Origin of the sequence: Streptomyces sp. RFCAC02, assembly GCF_004193175.1 — a bacterium.
Lineage (GTDB): Bacteria > Actinomycetota > Actinomycetes > Streptomycetales > Streptomycetaceae > Streptomyces.
In genome coordinates this window covers 5,000,677-5,015,044 of record NZ_SAUH01000001.1, presented here as the reverse complement: position 1 = coordinate 5,015,044, position 14,368 = coordinate 5,000,677, and the positions used below count along the sequence as shown (strand labels likewise).

The following is a 14,368-nucleotide window of genomic DNA, read 5'->3' as shown; positions in this document are numbered from 1 at the left end:
ACGGACCGCCCGTGCTACGCGGGGCTTCCTGCCGGTTGCCGGAGTCCGGCGTCTTCTCGGGCGGCGGGCGGTGGGTGCCGGCGCGAGGAGCGGAGGACGACCGCTCCGCACACGGCGGCGAGAGCGGCCAGTGCGAGCAGCAGCACGGTCGTCGTGAGCGGCGGTGTCACGGCGGCCAGTACGGTCGGCGTCAGGAACCCGGCGTACGCGAGCGCGTAGAACACGCCGGTCAGCCCGGCCAGGTCGCGCGGTCCCGCGATCCTCTGCACCTCCAGCAGCCCGCTCACCAGGCCGAACCCGATGCCGCAGCCGAGGACCACGGCGGTCGCCACGCCCAGCGCCGGCGACTGCCAGCGCTGCGCCGCTGCCATGACGAGCAGGCCGGCGACGGTGAAGCCCAGGCACATCAGCAGACCGCGCCCCGTCGACGGCCGGTCCATCCGCTTCGCCCACGGCTGCACCAGGGCGGCGACCCCGAGCGTGACCACCGTGAGCGCGGTGGCGTAGGCCAGGCCCCAGCGGCCCGTCGCGTCCGACAGCAGCACCGGCAGGTAGCCGTACGCCAGGGCCGCCGACGCGAACAGCCACGGCGCGGCCGGCGTCACGACCCGGGCGAACCGCCGGTGCCCGGCCGCCGGGACGCGCAGCCGCTCCCGCAGCCGTCCGGCCCGGCCGCCGGCGACCGTCTCGGGCGCGCGGGCCACGAGCCACCCGAACGGCAGGGCGACCGCGAGGTGCAGCACGAACGGCAGCACCTCCTTCCACGGCCCCCACTGCGCGAGCGCGCCCGCGACGAGGGCGCCGCACGCGGAGCCGAGGGTGAACGCCAGCGAGGCGCGGCGCGCGCCCGACCCGGCGTCGGCGGCGGTGTCGTACGGCGCCTGCGACAGCTCCTTCAGCCAGCTGTTGCCCACCGCCATGGCGATGCCGACGGTGACGCCGGACAGCAGCCGCCCGGCGAAGAGCGCCCCGGCGCCCAGGGGGCCGAGCGCCAGCGCCGTGGACGCGGCCAGCGACGTGAGGACCCCCGTGAGCAGCAGCGGCCGTCTGCCGTACCGGTCGGACAGTGCGCCGGCCACGAGCAGCGCGGGGGCCATGCCGATGACGTAGACGCCGAGGAAGAGGTTGACCATCACGGTCGAGTAGTGCTGGCGCTGCTCGTACATGAGGAGCAGGGGGCTGAACTGGTTCCCGCACCAGGTGGAGACGAAGATGGCGCCGAACACCGCGCGCCACGCGGTCGGCGCGCTGCCCCGGCCGGCGGTCACCGGCGTCACAGCGCACCCCGGTGCCGGGCGACGTGGGCGGACAGCTCGGCGAGGTAGCCGTCGGCGTCGCCCTCGGTGAGCCGCCGGACCAGCCGCCGGTGGTCGTCGAGAACGGCCGGCAGGTGCGCGGGCCGCACGCCGAGCAACTGGTGGCGCAGGCGCTGCTGGCGGTCCCGGATCAGGGCGAGGAGGTGGCCGGCCGTGATGTTGCCGGACGCGGTGACGACGGTCTCGTGGAACTCCTCGTCGAGGGCGACGAACGCGGCGGTGTCACCGGCTGCGGCGTGGACCTCCTGCTGTTCCAGGTTCGCCGCGAGCGCGGCGGCGACGGCGGGGGCGGGGCCGCCGTCCGCGATCAGCCGGCGGGCGGCCGAGCCCTCGATGGCCTCGCGCATCTCCAGGACGTCGCGGGCCTCCTGCGGGGCCATGGGCGCGACGACGGCGCCACGGCGCGGCGCGAGGCGCAGGAGGCGTTCGGCGCTCAGCCGCAGGAACGCCTCGTGCACGGGGGTCCTGCTGATGCCGAGCGCCTCGCAGATCTGCCCCTCGCTGATCATCTGACCGCCGGCGAGGCGGCCGCTGATGATGGCGTCCTTGGTGTGCGTGTACGCCCGGTCGGCGGCGGGCGGTGGCGGTGTCTCGTCGGGCATGGGCTCCACCGTATGCCATGCATGCAAGGTCGCATGCATAGGGGTGGGCGCCCTGCCCGGGGTGGGCCTGGCACCACCCCCCGTCCGGCTGCGGGAGCCACTGTGCGACGGCCCCGGCGCGGCCAGGCTGGGACGCGTCAAGTCGCCTACCGGCAAGAGGAATTCATGCGCACCCGACACCGCACCGCCGTCTCCGTCGTCGCGGCGGTCCTCGCCCTCGGCGCCGCCGCGCCGCTGCTCACCGCCGCCCCCGCCGCCGCCGTCACGCAGGAGCGGCACGACAGCGACCGGTACCGGGGGACGCTCCTCGACCACGAGCGTCTCTACTCGCTCGGCGACGCGGACGACGCGGCGGCCGAGCTGACCGCAGCCGGCTTCGACGGCGGCGTCGCGCGGTACGGCGTGGACGCGTACCGGCTGGAGTACCGGACCGTGGACGCCTACGGCCGCCCCACCGTCGCGAGCGGGCTGCTCGCCGTCCCGCGCGGGCGGCACGGTGCGCTGACGGCCGTCTCCTTCACGCACGGCACGGGCGTGTCCCGCGAGGACGCGCCCTCCATGCTGCGCGGCGACTTCGTCAGCGCCTCCACGATCTCCTACGCGGCGGCTGGCTTCGCCGGCGTCGCGCCCGACTACCTGGGCATGGGCACGGGACCCGGGTTCCACCCGTGGATGGACGTGCCGTCCGAGACGACGGCCACGATCGACATGCTGCGGGCCGCCCGTGAGTTCCTCCGGCACACCGGACACCCGCTGCGCAGGGACGTGATGGTCACCGGGTTCTCCCAGGGCGCGTCGGCGGCGATCGGGGTCGCGCGGGCACTCCAGGCGGGCGAGGACCGCTGGTTCCGGGCCGCGGCGCTGGCCCCGGTGAGCGGCGCGTACGCGTTCCGCGACGCCGAACTGCCCGCGCTCTTCGACGGCCGGGTGCACCCCAAGTACTCGGTGCTCTACATGGCTTACCTCTTCGTGTCGCTCAACCGGCAGCACGGCGGCATCTACGACGACCCGGCCGAGATCTTCCGGGAGCCGTACGCCGCCACCGTCGAGACGCTGTACGACGGCGACCACAGCGGCGCCGAGGTGATGGCCAGCACGCCGGACTCCCTGGACGAGCTGCTGACCGAGGCCGGCATGGACCTGCTGAGGTCCCCGTCCGGGACGTTCGCCGAGCTGCTCGCCGGGACGGACGCCGTCTGCGCCGACTGGGTGCCGGAGATGCCGATGCGCCTCTACCAGGCCCGGGGCGACGAACAGGCCGTCACCGAGAACACCGCCGCGTGCCGGGCGGACCTGGCGGCGTCCGGCGCCCGCGTCCCGGTGTTCGACCTGGGCGAGGTGGACTACGAGGGCTCACGCCACCTCGGCTCGGCCGCCGCGGCGATACGCCCGACGATCGCGTGGTTCCGCTCCCTGTCCTGAACCCGGCCCCCGGCTCCGGCGCCCGTCCCGCGCGCCGGAGCCGGGGGCGCCACTTCGGCACGGGGGGGTTGACGCGTGCTGTGCCGGAGGGCTACCTTCCCGCTCACTGTTACGTATTAGCAAGGAGGTGGCCCCACCATGGCACCCAGGAGCCGGCGGCCGGGCCAGCGCGACATCGCGCGCGTCGCCGGGGTGTCGCAGGCCACCGTCTCGATCGTGCTGAACGGCAAGGCCGAGCAGTACCACCTCGCCCGGGAGACCCAGGAGCGCGTCCGCGCCGCGATAGCGGAGCTGGGCTACGTCCCCGACGTGGCCGGCCGGTCCCTGCGCGACGGGCGGAACGGGCTCATCGGCGTCCACACCTACGAGTCCGTCTTCCCGGTGGCGCTCGAGGACTACTACCACGAGTTCCTCGTCGGCATCGAGCAGGCGGCGGTCCGCGCCCGCCGCGACCTGGTCCTGTTCGCCTCGACCGAGCGCGACGACGGCGTGCGCCGCATCTACGGCCCCGAGGGCAACCGGCTGCGTCTCGCGGACGGTTCCGTCATGCTCGGGCACGAGCAGAGCAGCGAGGAGCTGGCGAAACTCGCCGGCGAGGGCTACCCGTTCGTGTTCGTCGGGCGCCGCGAGGTGCCGGGCGCCCAGGTGCCGTACGTGACGGCCGACTACGCCGCGGCGACGCGCGCGGTGGTCGACGCCGTCGCCGACGCGGGTCACCCGCGGGTGGCGTACCTCGGCAGGATCGGCCGGTTCACCCCGCAGGAGGAGCGGCACGCGGCGTTCGTCACGCGCTGCCGCGAGCGGGAACTCCCCGTCGCGCCGCTGGACTTCGTCGACGCGTCCGCGGTCGGCACCGCGCTGCTCGGCTCCCTGCTGGAGAGCGGGGTGACGGCCCTGGTCGTCGAGACGCCGGAGCTGGCCGCCGCGCTCGCCGACGCGGTGGAACGGCTCGGCGTGCGGGTGCCGGACGACCTGTCCGTCGCCGTGCTCGACCACACGTCGGGTCCCGCGGCGGCGTGGAGCAGGCTGGACGTCCCGCGGCGCGCGATGGGCGTCCGCGCCGTCGAGCTGCTGCTCGCCCTGCTCGACGGGGAGATCACGCCCGACCACCGCGAGGTGGTCCCGTGCGGTCCGTTCGCACCCTTAACGGTAGCGGCGCCGCCCGCCCGGTAGTCCGTCCACGGCCCGCCGCCGCCCGGCGGGCCACCTCCCCTCCCCCAACCGTCCCTTGCCGAATACTTATACGTATTAGGAAGGTGAAGACTCAATGCCGAGCATCACCCCACGCCGGCGCGCCGGCGCGACGGCCGCCGTCCTCGCGGGCGCGCTGCTGCTCGTGTCCGGGTGCGGCCTCCAGCCGCAGCGAAGCGGCTCGTCCGGCGGCGACGCCTCGTCCCTCACCGTGTGGTGGCCGGGGACGAACCAGGCCGAGATGGACTTCGTCGACGACACGGTCGTCCCCGCCTTCGAGGAGGAGACCGGCGCGCACGTCGAGGTCACCTTCGTCGACTGGGCCGACCTGTCGCCCAAGCTGAACGCCGCCTTCGCCGCCGGCACCGCGCCGGACGTCTTCGGGCACGGCCCGGCGGCCGTCGCAGACTTCGTGGTCAACGACCGCGTCGAGGACCTCGGACCGTACGTCGACCGCATGGACCCGGCACTGCGCGAGGACATCTCCGCCTCCCTGCCGGGCGGGCAGGTCGACGGCACGCAGTACCTGATGCCGCTGTCCGTGCAGGGCACGCTCGTCGCCTACGACGCGGACGCGTTCACCGAGGCCGGCCTCGACCCCGACGATCCGCCCACCACCTGGGAGGGCGTCAGGGACGCGGCCGAGCGCCTGACCGTGCGCGACGGCGGCACCATCACGCGGGCCGGGCTGCTGGTCCCGTCCAACCCGCTGGGCGCGCAGCAGTCGTTCGCCGGTTTCCTGGCCGCCGCCGGCGGCGCGCAGCTCAGTGACGACGGCTCCACCGCCGCGTTCGACTCGCCCGAGGGCGAGCAGGCCCTCGACTTCTTCGCGGGCCTCTACGGCGGCGACTCCCCGGTCGCCGACATGCTCGGCGAGGACTACGTCAACATGCCGCCGAACCAGCAGCCCATCGTGAAGGGCGACGCGGCCATGGCGGTGCTCACGGCGCCCGCGCTCCAGCAGGCGGTGGAGGCCGCGCCCGACAAGGACATCCGCGCCATGCCGCCGCTGCGGTTCGAGGACTCGGACACGCCGGCCATGTGGGGCGGCGCCGGCCCCGGCCTCATGATCAACGCCGACTCGCCGGCGAAGGACCTCGGCTGGGACTTCATCGCCGACCTGCTGGCCCCCGACGTCTCCGGCCAGTACACCGAGCGGATCGGGGCCGTGCCGGTGCACGCGTCGGCCGTCGACTCCGAGTACGTCCGCTCCAGCCCGGTGATCGCCGCGTTCGTCGCCGCGTCCCCGTCCTTCGTGCCGAACCCGAACGTGCCGGGCTGGACCGGCGTGCGGGACGCGCTGGACGCGCGGATCGCCGAGGCCCTGTTCGGTACCGCCGACCCGTCGGACGCCCTGAGCGACGCCGCCGACCAGGTCGACTCCCTTCTCGACGCCGGCTGAGGTGCCCCGCATGACGTCTTCCCCGACCGCCACCGAGGCGGTGCTCGAAAGCGGCAGGACCGGTCGCGCTCCCCGGCGCGCACGGCGGCGCCGCGGCCGTCTCACGGGCCTGTGGTTCGTCCTCCCGGCCGCGGCGATCGTGGTCTGGTTCACGCTGGTCCCGGTGTTCTACGGGCTCGGCCTGTCGTTCACGCAGTACTCGCCGCTCGGCCGCACCGGCCCGCGGATCATCGGCTTCGACAACTACGTCCGGCTGGCCGGGGACGCCGATTTCCGGCAGGCCATCGGCGTGACCGTGCGGTACACGGTGCAGGTGCTGCCGGTCCTGGTCGTGCTGGCGCTGCTGCTCGCCGTCCTGGCGAACAAGCCGTTCCGCGGCGTCGGGCTGTTCCGCTCCGCGCTGTACCTGCCGCACATCGTGTCGCTGACCGCCGTCTCGATGGTGTGGCTGTGGATCTACTCCCGCGACGGCATGGTCAACGAGCTGCTCGACCTGGTCGGTCTCGACCCGCAGCGCTGGCTGCACGAACCCGGCTCGGCGCTGACGGCCGTCTCCGCGATGCGCGTGTGGAAGGCGCTCGGCTCCAACATGGTCCTGCTGCTCGCGGGCCTCCAGGCCATCCCGCGCCACCTGTACGAGGCGGCGCGGATGGACGGCGCCAACGCCTGGCAGCAGTTCCGGTACGTGACGCTCCCGGGGCTGCGGCCGATGCTCGTCTACGTCGTGACGATGGACATCATCTACCTGTCCCAGTCGTTCGCTGAGCTGTTCGTCCTGACGCAGGGCGGCCCGCTCGGGGAGACCACGACCGCCAACTACCTCATCTACAACGAGGCGTTCCAGCACAACGAACTGGGCAGCGCGTCCGCGATGGCCTTCGTGCTGTTCGCGCTCATCATCGGCTTCTCGTTCGTCTCCCTGCGCGCCCTGACCGGGAGGAAGTCATGACCGCCCCCGCCACCTCCCGTCCCGCCGGGGGTCCCGCGCGGCGGCTCCGTCGTCCGCGCACGGTCACCGGGCGCCGTCCCGGCTCGCTGGCCGTGCTGGTCATCACGACGCTGCTGGTGCTGGTGCCGTTCCTGTGGATGCTGTCGCTGGCGTTCACGCCCGAGGAGGCGGCGTTCGGCTCGGCGCGGCTCATCCCGAGCCACCCGACGCTGGACAACTTCGAACGGGCCTGGTCCGACGGCGCGCTGGGCCGCGCGATGGTCAACTCCCTGATCGTGACGCTGATCGCGGTGGTCACCAACTGCGTCCTCGCGGTCGCCGCCGGGTACGCGTTCGCGCTGCTGCCGTTCCGCGGCAGCCGGGTCCTCTTCTACACGCTCGTCTCGACGGTCGCGGTCCCCGTGTCGGTGACGCTGATCCCGCTGTTCCTGATGGCCAAGACGTTCCCGCTGACCGGCGGCAACGACATCACCGGCGTCGGCGGCACGGGCCTGCTGAACACCCTGGGCGGCGTGGTCCTGCCGTACCTGATCATGCCGATGAACATCTTCCTCGCGAAGCAGTTCTTCGACGGCTTCGACGGCGACATGGCCGAGGCCGCGCGGATCGACGGCGCGAGCGAGCTGCGGATCTTCCGGCAGGTCTACCTGCCGCTCGCGAAGCCGCTGGTCGCGGTCGTCGCCATCTTCACGTTCACCGGTGTGTGGGACGACTTCCTGTGGCCGCTGGTCGTGACGACGTCCCATGACACGCAGACGGTGCAGCTCGCCCTGACCCGGTTCCTCGGCAGCGGCAACGTCCAGTACGGCGCGCTGATGGCCGCCGCCGTCCTCGTGACGCTGCCCGTGCTGGCCGTCTTCCTCTTCAACCAGCGGCACTTCATCTCGGGCCTGACCGAGGGCAGCACCAAGGGCTGACCCCCGCGCCCGCCTCCCCCACCGTCCCCCCACCCGTTCCAAGGAGAAACAGCCCATGTCCCATCAGGAATCGCACGCCGACCTCGTCGTGATCGGCGGCGGTCTCGGCGGCGTCGCCGCGGCGCTGACCGCGGCGGAGCTCGGCCTGCGCGTCGTCCTCACCGAGGAGTACGCGCTGCTCGGCGGCCAGCTCACCTCGCAGGGCGTGCCGCCGGACGAGCACCCGTGGATCGAGGGCACCCTGGCGTCCCGGGGCTACCAGCGGCTGCGCGACGGCATACGGGGCTACTACCGGCGCCGCTACCCGCTCACCGACGAGGCGGCCGCCGACCCCGAGCTGAACCCGGGGCTCGGCTTCGTGTCGCGGCTGTGCGCCGAGCCGCGCGTCGGGGGCGCCGTCATCGACGAGATGCTGGCGCCGTACGTCGCGAGCGGACGCGTCACGGTGCTGCGCGGCTGGGTGCCCGAGGGCGCGGAGACGGACGGCGACGCGGTGCGCGCGGTGACCGTACGGTCGCTGCGCGACGGCGAGCTGCGCACCCTCACCGCGCCGATGTTCGTGGACGCCACGGAACTCGGCGACGTGCTGCCGCTGGCCGGCGTCGAGCACGTCGTCGGCGCCGAGAGCGCGGCCGGGACCGGTGAGCTGCACGCGCCGCCGGTGGCCGACCCGGCGGACCAGCAGGCCGTGTCGTGGTGCTTCGCGGTCGAGTACCGGCTCGGCGAGGACCACACGATCGACCGGCCCGCCGGCTACGACCACTGGCGCACCCACGTCGACCCGTTCTGGCCGGGCCCGCAGCTCTCCTGGGAGGACGTGGAGCCCATCACGCTGGAGCGCCGCGTGCGGCCGATCTTCGCAGGCCCGACCGACACGCCGCGCGTCGAGGACATGTGGCACTACCGCAGGATGCTGGCGCGCACGCAGTTCAGGCCCGGCTTCCTGCCGCACGACGTGTCGTTCGTCAACTGGCCGCAGATCGACTACTGGGCGGCGCCGCTGGTCGGTGTCACGCCCGAGGCGAAGGCGGCGGCGCTGGCCGGCGCGCGGGACCTGTCGCTGTCGTTCCTGTACTGGATGCAGACGGAGGCGCCCCGGCACGACGGCGGCACGGGCTACCCGGAGCTGCGTCCGCGCGGCGACCTGCTGGGCAGCGACGACCACTTGGCGCTGGCGCCGTACATCCGCGAATCGCGGCGGGTGCGCGCGCTGTTCACGGTGACGGAGGCGCACATCGGCCGGGAGATGCGCGGCGCGGGCGCGGAGGCCGAGCAGTTCGCCGACAGCGTCGGCACCGGCTACTACCGCATCGACCTGCACCCCAGCACGTCGGGCCGCACCTATGTCGACATCGACTGCCTGCCGTTCCAGATCCCGCTCGGCGCGCTCGTCCCGCAGCGGGTGACGAACCTCCTGCCGGCGAACAAGAACATCGGCACCACCCACATCACCAACGGCGCCTACCGTCTCCACCCGGTGGAGTGGTCGATCGGCGAGGCCGTGGGCGCGCTGGCCGCCGAGTGCGCGCGGACCGGCCGGACGCCGCAGGAGACGGCGGGGAACGGGGAGGCGGTCGCCGACCTGCAGCGGCTGCTCGCCGACCGGCTCGGCGTGACCCTGCAGTGGCCTGAGGAGGTCCGCCGCTGGAGCCCGGTGCAGGACCACGTCCCGACCGAGCGCACCGCCGGCCGCTGAGCGGGGCGCGGGGCGCGCCCGCCGTCAGGTGGGCGCGCCCATGCGCTGCGTGCCGATGACCGACAGCAGCCGCAGGGCCTCGGCGGACGGCGAGCCGGGGGTCGCCGTGTAGATGACGACCCGCTGGTCCCGGTCGGTGATGTCAAGGACGTCGCAGTCGACGTTCACGGGGCCGACGAGGGGGTGGTCGAACGTCTTGCACAGCGTGGGGCGCGCGGCCACCTCGTGGTCGGCCCACAGGCGCGCGAACTCCTCACTCCCGGCGCGGAGTTCGGCGACCAGACCGGTGACCTCCGGGTCACCGGGGTAGCGGGCCGCCACGGCGCGCAGGTCCTGGACGGCGGTGCGGGCGAACTCGTCCGCGTCCGAGACGCCGTACAGCCGCCGCCCGCCGCGCTCGGGCCCGAGGAAGGCGCGCCGCAGGAGGTTGCGGTCGCGGCGCGGCAGGGCGGAGAAGTCCTCCATGAGGGCGGCGGCCAGGTCGTTCCACGCGATGATGTCGTACGTCGCCGACATCACGATCGCCGCCGCATCCGGGAGGCGGCGCAGCAGGTCGACGATGCTCTGCCGCACCTCGGCCGAAGGGCCCGGCGGCGGACCTGGCGGCGTGCCGGCGAGGTGGTGGAGGTGGTCGCGCTCGGCGTCCGACAGGCGCAGGGCGCGGGCGAGCTGCGCCAGCACCTCGCGGGAGGGGCGCGGGGCGCGGGCCTGCTCCAGCCGCGTGTAGTACTCGGTGGAGATGTACGCGAGCTGCGCCACCTCCTCACGGCGCAGTCCCGGGGTACGGCGCCGCCGCCCGGCGGGCAGCCCCGCGTCGGCGGGTGTGACGCGCTCGCGCCTGCTGCGCAGGAAGTCGGCCAGTTCTCGTCGGTCCACCACCCCAGTGTGCGCGAGCGGGGCCGGGCCCAGCCAGGTACCACCGGTGCCTGGATACGCCGCCGGCGCGGGCCGAGGCTCGTCGGCATGGAAACCACACCGAACATCGGGTCCGGCCTGCTGGCCGGCAAGGTCGTCCTCGTCATGGGCGCGAGCCGCGGCATCGGCGCGGCGGCCGCGCGGCTGTTCGCCAGGGAAGGCGCGAGCGTGCTGCTCACGGCACGCACCGAGGCGCAGCTCAAGGCCGTCACGGAGGAGATCCGCGCGGCGGGCGGCACAGCGTCGTACGCGCTGTGCGACCTGGCCGACGGGGCGAGCGTACGGGCCGCCGTGGACCGTGCCGTGGAGCTGTACGGGCGGCTCGACGGCGCCTTCAACAACGGCGCGACGGGCCAGCCGCCCGGCCCGATGGACGAGCTGCCCGAGGCGGCGTTCGACGAGGTCGTCACCGTCGATCTGAAGGGCGTGTGGCTGGCGATGAACGCCGAGATCGCCGCCATCCGCGCCACCGCGCGGCGCGGATCCATCGTCAACACCTCCAGTGTCGGCAGCCTGATGGCCAACCCGGCGCTGCCCGTGTACGGCGCGTCGAAGCGGGCGGTGAACGCCCTCACCGCGTCGGCCGCCACGACGTACGGTCCCGAGGGCATCCGGGTCAACGCCGTCGCTCCCGGCACCACGCTCACCGAGCTGCTGCGCGAGTGGGACGAGCGCTCCCCCGGCGTCATCGACGCGCTGAACGCGCAGACGCCGCTCGGCCGGGCCGCGGCACCGGAGGAGATCGCGGAGGCGGCGGCCTGGCTGCTGAGCGACCGTGCCTCCTACGTCACGGGCACGGTGCTGCGGGCGGACGGCGGCATGTGGGCCTGAACCGCGTGACGGGGCACACCGGCCTCACAGCGGCAGGTCGTCGGGCAGGAGCCGGAACGCCTTGTGCCGGCCGAGCGGTCGCACGACTCGGTAATCGCGACGGTCGAGTGTGAGAACGGCGTCGGTGTCATAGTCGGCGGCCACCGCCACATTCACAGCGTCCGCCAGGTCCAGGTCGAGGTCGCGATACCGGACACGTACGGACTGGGCGGCCGCGAGGTGCTGGCCCGTGATCTCCGGGATGACGACGCGGCCGCGCTGTACCCAGCGTCTGATGTCGTCGACTGCGCCGAACGCCGCGTCCCGGCCGAGTTCACGCCTGGCCACGTGATCGATCTCCGCCAGCAGAAGCGGGGAGAGCACGAGCAGCCCTGCTGCTCGGATGGCCTCGTTCGCCACTCGGTGTTCGTGGTGTTCGGCGTCGAGTGCCGCGATGAGACCGGATGTGTCCGCCACGACGATGATCACTCGGCGTTCCGGTCCTCGTTCTCGTGGCGGACGGCGTCGGCGACGATGTCACGCACTCCCTCTTTGCCGAGTGTGCGGCCGGGACCCCGGTAGGTACGTGAGAAGAAGGGCTCGTCCCATACCCGGTTCGCCATGGCCGCGAGGTGGATGCCCTGGCGGATGATCTCCGCCTCGCTGACCCCCCGCCGGAGGGCCGCCTCCTTGATGATGGCCAGATCCTCCGGATCGGCGTAGACATTGGTCCGCTTCATACCCATGTACCAAAGCTACCACATGTACCAGTCATGGTGTATGGACCTGAGCTGTGGGCAGACAACCGTCACACCGCCCCGGGGAGCAGGCACTCGATGAGGTAGTCGCCCGTGTCCGGGTCGATGACCACGCCGTGGGTCTCGCTGCGGAAGCCGGGGAAACGCCGGTCGAACGTCTCCAGCGCGGTCAGATAGCGCAGCAGCGGCCCGCCCGGCGCGCCGATGCTCTCGCCCGGCATGAGGACCGGGATGCCGGGCGGCGTCACGGTGACCATGGCGGCGGCGACACGACCCGCCGCCTCGGTCAGCCGTACGCGCTCCGTGCCGCCGCGCACCAGGTGCCGGTAGCAGGTCTGCGGCGGCGCGACCGGCTCGGGCAGGTCGCGGAACGCCGTGTCCAGCAGCTCGACGAGGCGGACGGACCGCAGGTACGTGTGCATCTCCTGGCACAGCTCCCGCAGGGTGAGGTCCGCGTAGCGCCGCCCGTGCTCGGCGACGAGGGCGGGCAGGACACCCTCCAGCGGGGCATCGCCGTCGTGGAGCGCCTTGAAGTCCATGAGGGCGTCGAGGAGTGTCCCCCACTTGCCCTTGGTGATGCCCATGGAGAACAGGACGAGCGTCGTGTAACTGTCGGTCTTCTCGACGACGATGTTCCGCGTGTCGAGGTAGGCCGTCAGGATGCGGGCGGGGATGCCGAAGGCGGTCATGATGCCGGTGGCGTCCGTGCCCGGGCAGGTGAGTGTGACCTTGATCGGGTCGAGCATGCACCAGCCGTCCTCAAGACCGGGGAAGCCGTGCCAGTCGGCCCCCGGTTCGAGGTGCCAGCAGGACGGCTCGGTGCGCAGCAGGTCGGCGGGGGCCGTTTCGAACGGCAGGCGCGTGCCGGTCGCCGGATCGGTCACCGTCTCCGGCTGCCACACGCCGAAGAACCACGGCGGCCGGTCCCCCGCGCTCTCGACGCGCCGCCGGACGCGGACCATCTCCTGCCGGAAGCGGACCGCCTCCGTCACGGCCTCGTCCACGAGCCAGCGGCCCTGCGGCCCGTCCATCATGGCGGTGGCGACGTCCAGCGAGGCGATCATCGGGTACAGCGGGGACGTGGTGCCGTGCATCATCAGGGTCTCGTTGAAGCGGTCGTGCTCCACCGGCGCGCGGGGCGCGGGCCGCACATGGACCATGGCGCTCTGCGACAGCGCGGCCAGCAGCTTGTGCGTCGACTGGGTCGCGAAGACGGTGGGGCGCTCGGGGCCGGGGAGGGAGCCGGGGCCGACCGACATGCCGTAGCGCCCGGTGTAGAGGGGGTGGAAGCGGGCGTACGCGAACCACGCCTCGTCGAAGTGGAGCCGCGGCGTGCTCGCGGAGAACGCGCGAGCCGCCGCCACCGCGTCGTAACACAGGCCGTCGTAGGTGGAGTTGGTGAAGACGGCGTACTGCCCCTCCGGGGAGACCGCGCCCGCGGTCAGCGGGTGCGCGGCGATCCTGGCCGCCACCGCGTCCGCCGCGACCCCGCCGGGCGGCAGCGGCCCGGCGAGCCCGTACCCGTTGCGGGTGGGGATCAGGAAGACGGGCCGCGCCCCGGAGACTACGAGGCCGTGCAGGACCGACTTGTGGCAGTTGCGGTCCACGAGGGCGATCTCGTCGCGCAGGACGCTGTAGTGGCCGACCAGGCGGTTGCACGTGGAGTCGCCGTGGAGGACGAAGTAGGTGAGGTCGGCGCCGAAGACCCGGGCGGCGTTGCGCTCCGCTTCGCCGATCGGGCCGGTGTGCTCGAACAGGGAGCCCAGCTCGCCCACCGAGATGGACAGGTCGCTGCGCAGCAGCCGCTCCCCGAACCAGTCGTGGAACGCGCGGCCCGCCGGCGACTTGAGGAACGCGACGCCGCCGGAGTGCGCGGGCGTGTGCCAGGAGTACTCGTGCGCGTCGTGGAAGCGGCGGAGCGCGCGGAAGAACGGCGGCAGGACGGCCTCACGGTAGGCGCGGGCGGCGGTCGTGACGCGTCCGGCGATGAACGACGGCGTGTCCTCCAGCGGCCACACGTACCCGACGACGGACTCCGACACCCACAGCGGCAGATCGCGCGGCTCGTCGTCGGCCATGACCAGGAAGACGGGGAGCCGGTCGAACCGGCGGCCGAGCGCGCGCAGCGCCGATGGACCGCCGGGTCCCGGCTCGGCGCCGCGCCCGGGCGGCAGGTCCCAGGCGACCAGCGCCGCGGCGAGACCGGCCTCGGTGCGCAGCACGGCCTGGGCGTCGGGGGCGCTCGCCGCCCACCGGACCCGGAAACCGGCCGCCGCGACGGCGTCATGGATACGTGCCACCTGCTCGGCCGCTGCGCCCTCGTCCCGCAGATACGGCGGCACGGCGAACAGGATCGTACTGTCGTCGGTCATGGCCCTCCCCCTCACCGG

Annotated in this window: 13 protein-coding genes; 7 read left to right on the top strand and 6 right to left on the bottom strand. The window is 73.4% G+C overall.

Annotation, left to right across the window (positions count from 1 at the left end):
- Positions 1-14 precede the first annotated feature (14 nt).
- On the bottom strand, positions 15-1,277 hold the full coding sequence (locus EMA09_RS23165) for an MFS transporter (RefSeq protein ID WP_206305989.1): 1,263 nt from the start codon (positions 1,275-1,277) through the stop codon (positions 15-17).
- Complete coding sequence (locus EMA09_RS23160) at positions 1,274-1,918, bottom strand: GntR family transcriptional regulator (RefSeq protein ID WP_129842909.1); 645 nt, start codon at positions 1,916-1,918, stop codon at positions 1,274-1,276. Before EMA09_RS23160 ends, EMA09_RS23165 begins: the two co-directional genes overlap by 4 nt.
- 165 nt (positions 1,919-2,083) lie before the next feature.
- On the opposite strand from EMA09_RS23160, the gene EMA09_RS23155 reads away from it, so the two are divergent.
- From EMA09_RS23155 to EMA09_RS23130, 6 genes are all read left to right on the top strand, one after another.
- Complete coding sequence (locus tag EMA09_RS23155; RefSeq protein WP_129842908.1) at positions 2,084-3,340, top strand: lipase; 1,257 nt, start codon at positions 2,084-2,086, stop codon at positions 3,338-3,340.
- Between the two features lie 138 nt (positions 3,341-3,478).
- Complete coding sequence (locus EMA09_RS23150) at positions 3,479-4,513, top strand: LacI family DNA-binding transcriptional regulator (RefSeq protein WP_129842907.1); 1,035 nt, start codon at positions 3,479-3,481, stop codon at positions 4,511-4,513.
- A 94-nt stretch (positions 4,514-4,607) separates the two neighbouring features.
- A complete protein-coding gene (locus tag EMA09_RS23145; RefSeq protein ID WP_129842906.1) occupies positions 4,608-5,933 on the top strand; it encodes an extracellular solute-binding protein in 1,326 nt (441 codons plus the stop codon).
- Between the two features lie 10 nt (positions 5,934-5,943).
- Positions 5,944-6,882, top strand: a complete 939-nt coding sequence (locus EMA09_RS23140) for a sugar ABC transporter permease (RefSeq protein WP_129842905.1) — start codon at positions 5,944-5,946, stop codon at positions 6,880-6,882.
- Complete coding sequence (locus EMA09_RS23135) at positions 6,879-7,799, top strand: carbohydrate ABC transporter permease (RefSeq protein WP_129842904.1); 921 nt, start codon at positions 6,879-6,881, stop codon at positions 7,797-7,799. The genes EMA09_RS23140 and EMA09_RS23135 overlap by 4 nt, the downstream gene beginning before the upstream one ends.
- Before the next feature lie 55 nt (positions 7,800-7,854).
- Positions 7,855-9,495: an FAD-dependent oxidoreductase gene (locus tag EMA09_RS23130; RefSeq protein WP_129842903.1), complete on the top strand. Its 1,641-nt coding sequence runs from the start codon at positions 7,855-7,857 to the stop codon at positions 9,493-9,495.
- Between the two features lie 24 nt (positions 9,496-9,519).
- Here the strand turns inward: EMA09_RS23130 and EMA09_RS23125 are convergent, their stop codons facing one another.
- Positions 9,520-10,371, bottom strand: a complete 852-nt coding sequence (locus EMA09_RS23125) for a helix-turn-helix transcriptional regulator (RefSeq protein WP_129842902.1) — start codon at positions 10,369-10,371, stop codon at positions 9,520-9,522.
- 87 nt (positions 10,372-10,458) lie between these two features.
- On the opposite strand from EMA09_RS23125, the gene EMA09_RS23120 reads away from it, so the two are divergent.
- Positions 10,459-11,241, top strand: a complete 783-nt coding sequence (locus EMA09_RS23120) for an SDR family NAD(P)-dependent oxidoreductase (protein ID WP_129842901.1) — start codon at positions 10,459-10,461, stop codon at positions 11,239-11,241.
- A 24-nt stretch (positions 11,242-11,265) separates the two neighbouring features.
- Here the strand turns inward: EMA09_RS23120 and EMA09_RS23115 are convergent, their stop codons facing one another.
- The 3 genes from EMA09_RS23115 to EMA09_RS23105 form a co-directional block, all read right to left on the bottom strand.
- Positions 11,266-11,709 carry a PIN domain-containing protein gene (locus EMA09_RS23115; protein WP_129842900.1) on the bottom strand — a complete coding sequence of 148 codons (444 nt, stop codon included), beginning with the start codon at positions 11,707-11,709 and terminating at the stop codon, positions 11,266-11,268.
- Positions 11,706-11,966: a CopG family transcriptional regulator gene (locus EMA09_RS23110; protein ID WP_129842899.1), complete on the bottom strand. Its 261-nt coding sequence runs from the start codon at positions 11,964-11,966 to the stop codon at positions 11,706-11,708. The genes EMA09_RS23115 and EMA09_RS23110 overlap by 4 nt, the downstream gene beginning before the upstream one ends.
- A 62-nt stretch (positions 11,967-12,028) precedes the next feature.
- Complete coding sequence (locus EMA09_RS23105; protein WP_129842898.1) at positions 12,029-14,350, bottom strand: Orn/Lys/Arg decarboxylase N-terminal domain-containing protein; 2,322 nt, start codon at positions 14,348-14,350, stop codon at positions 12,029-12,031.
- Positions 14,351-14,368 lie beyond the last annotated feature (18 nt).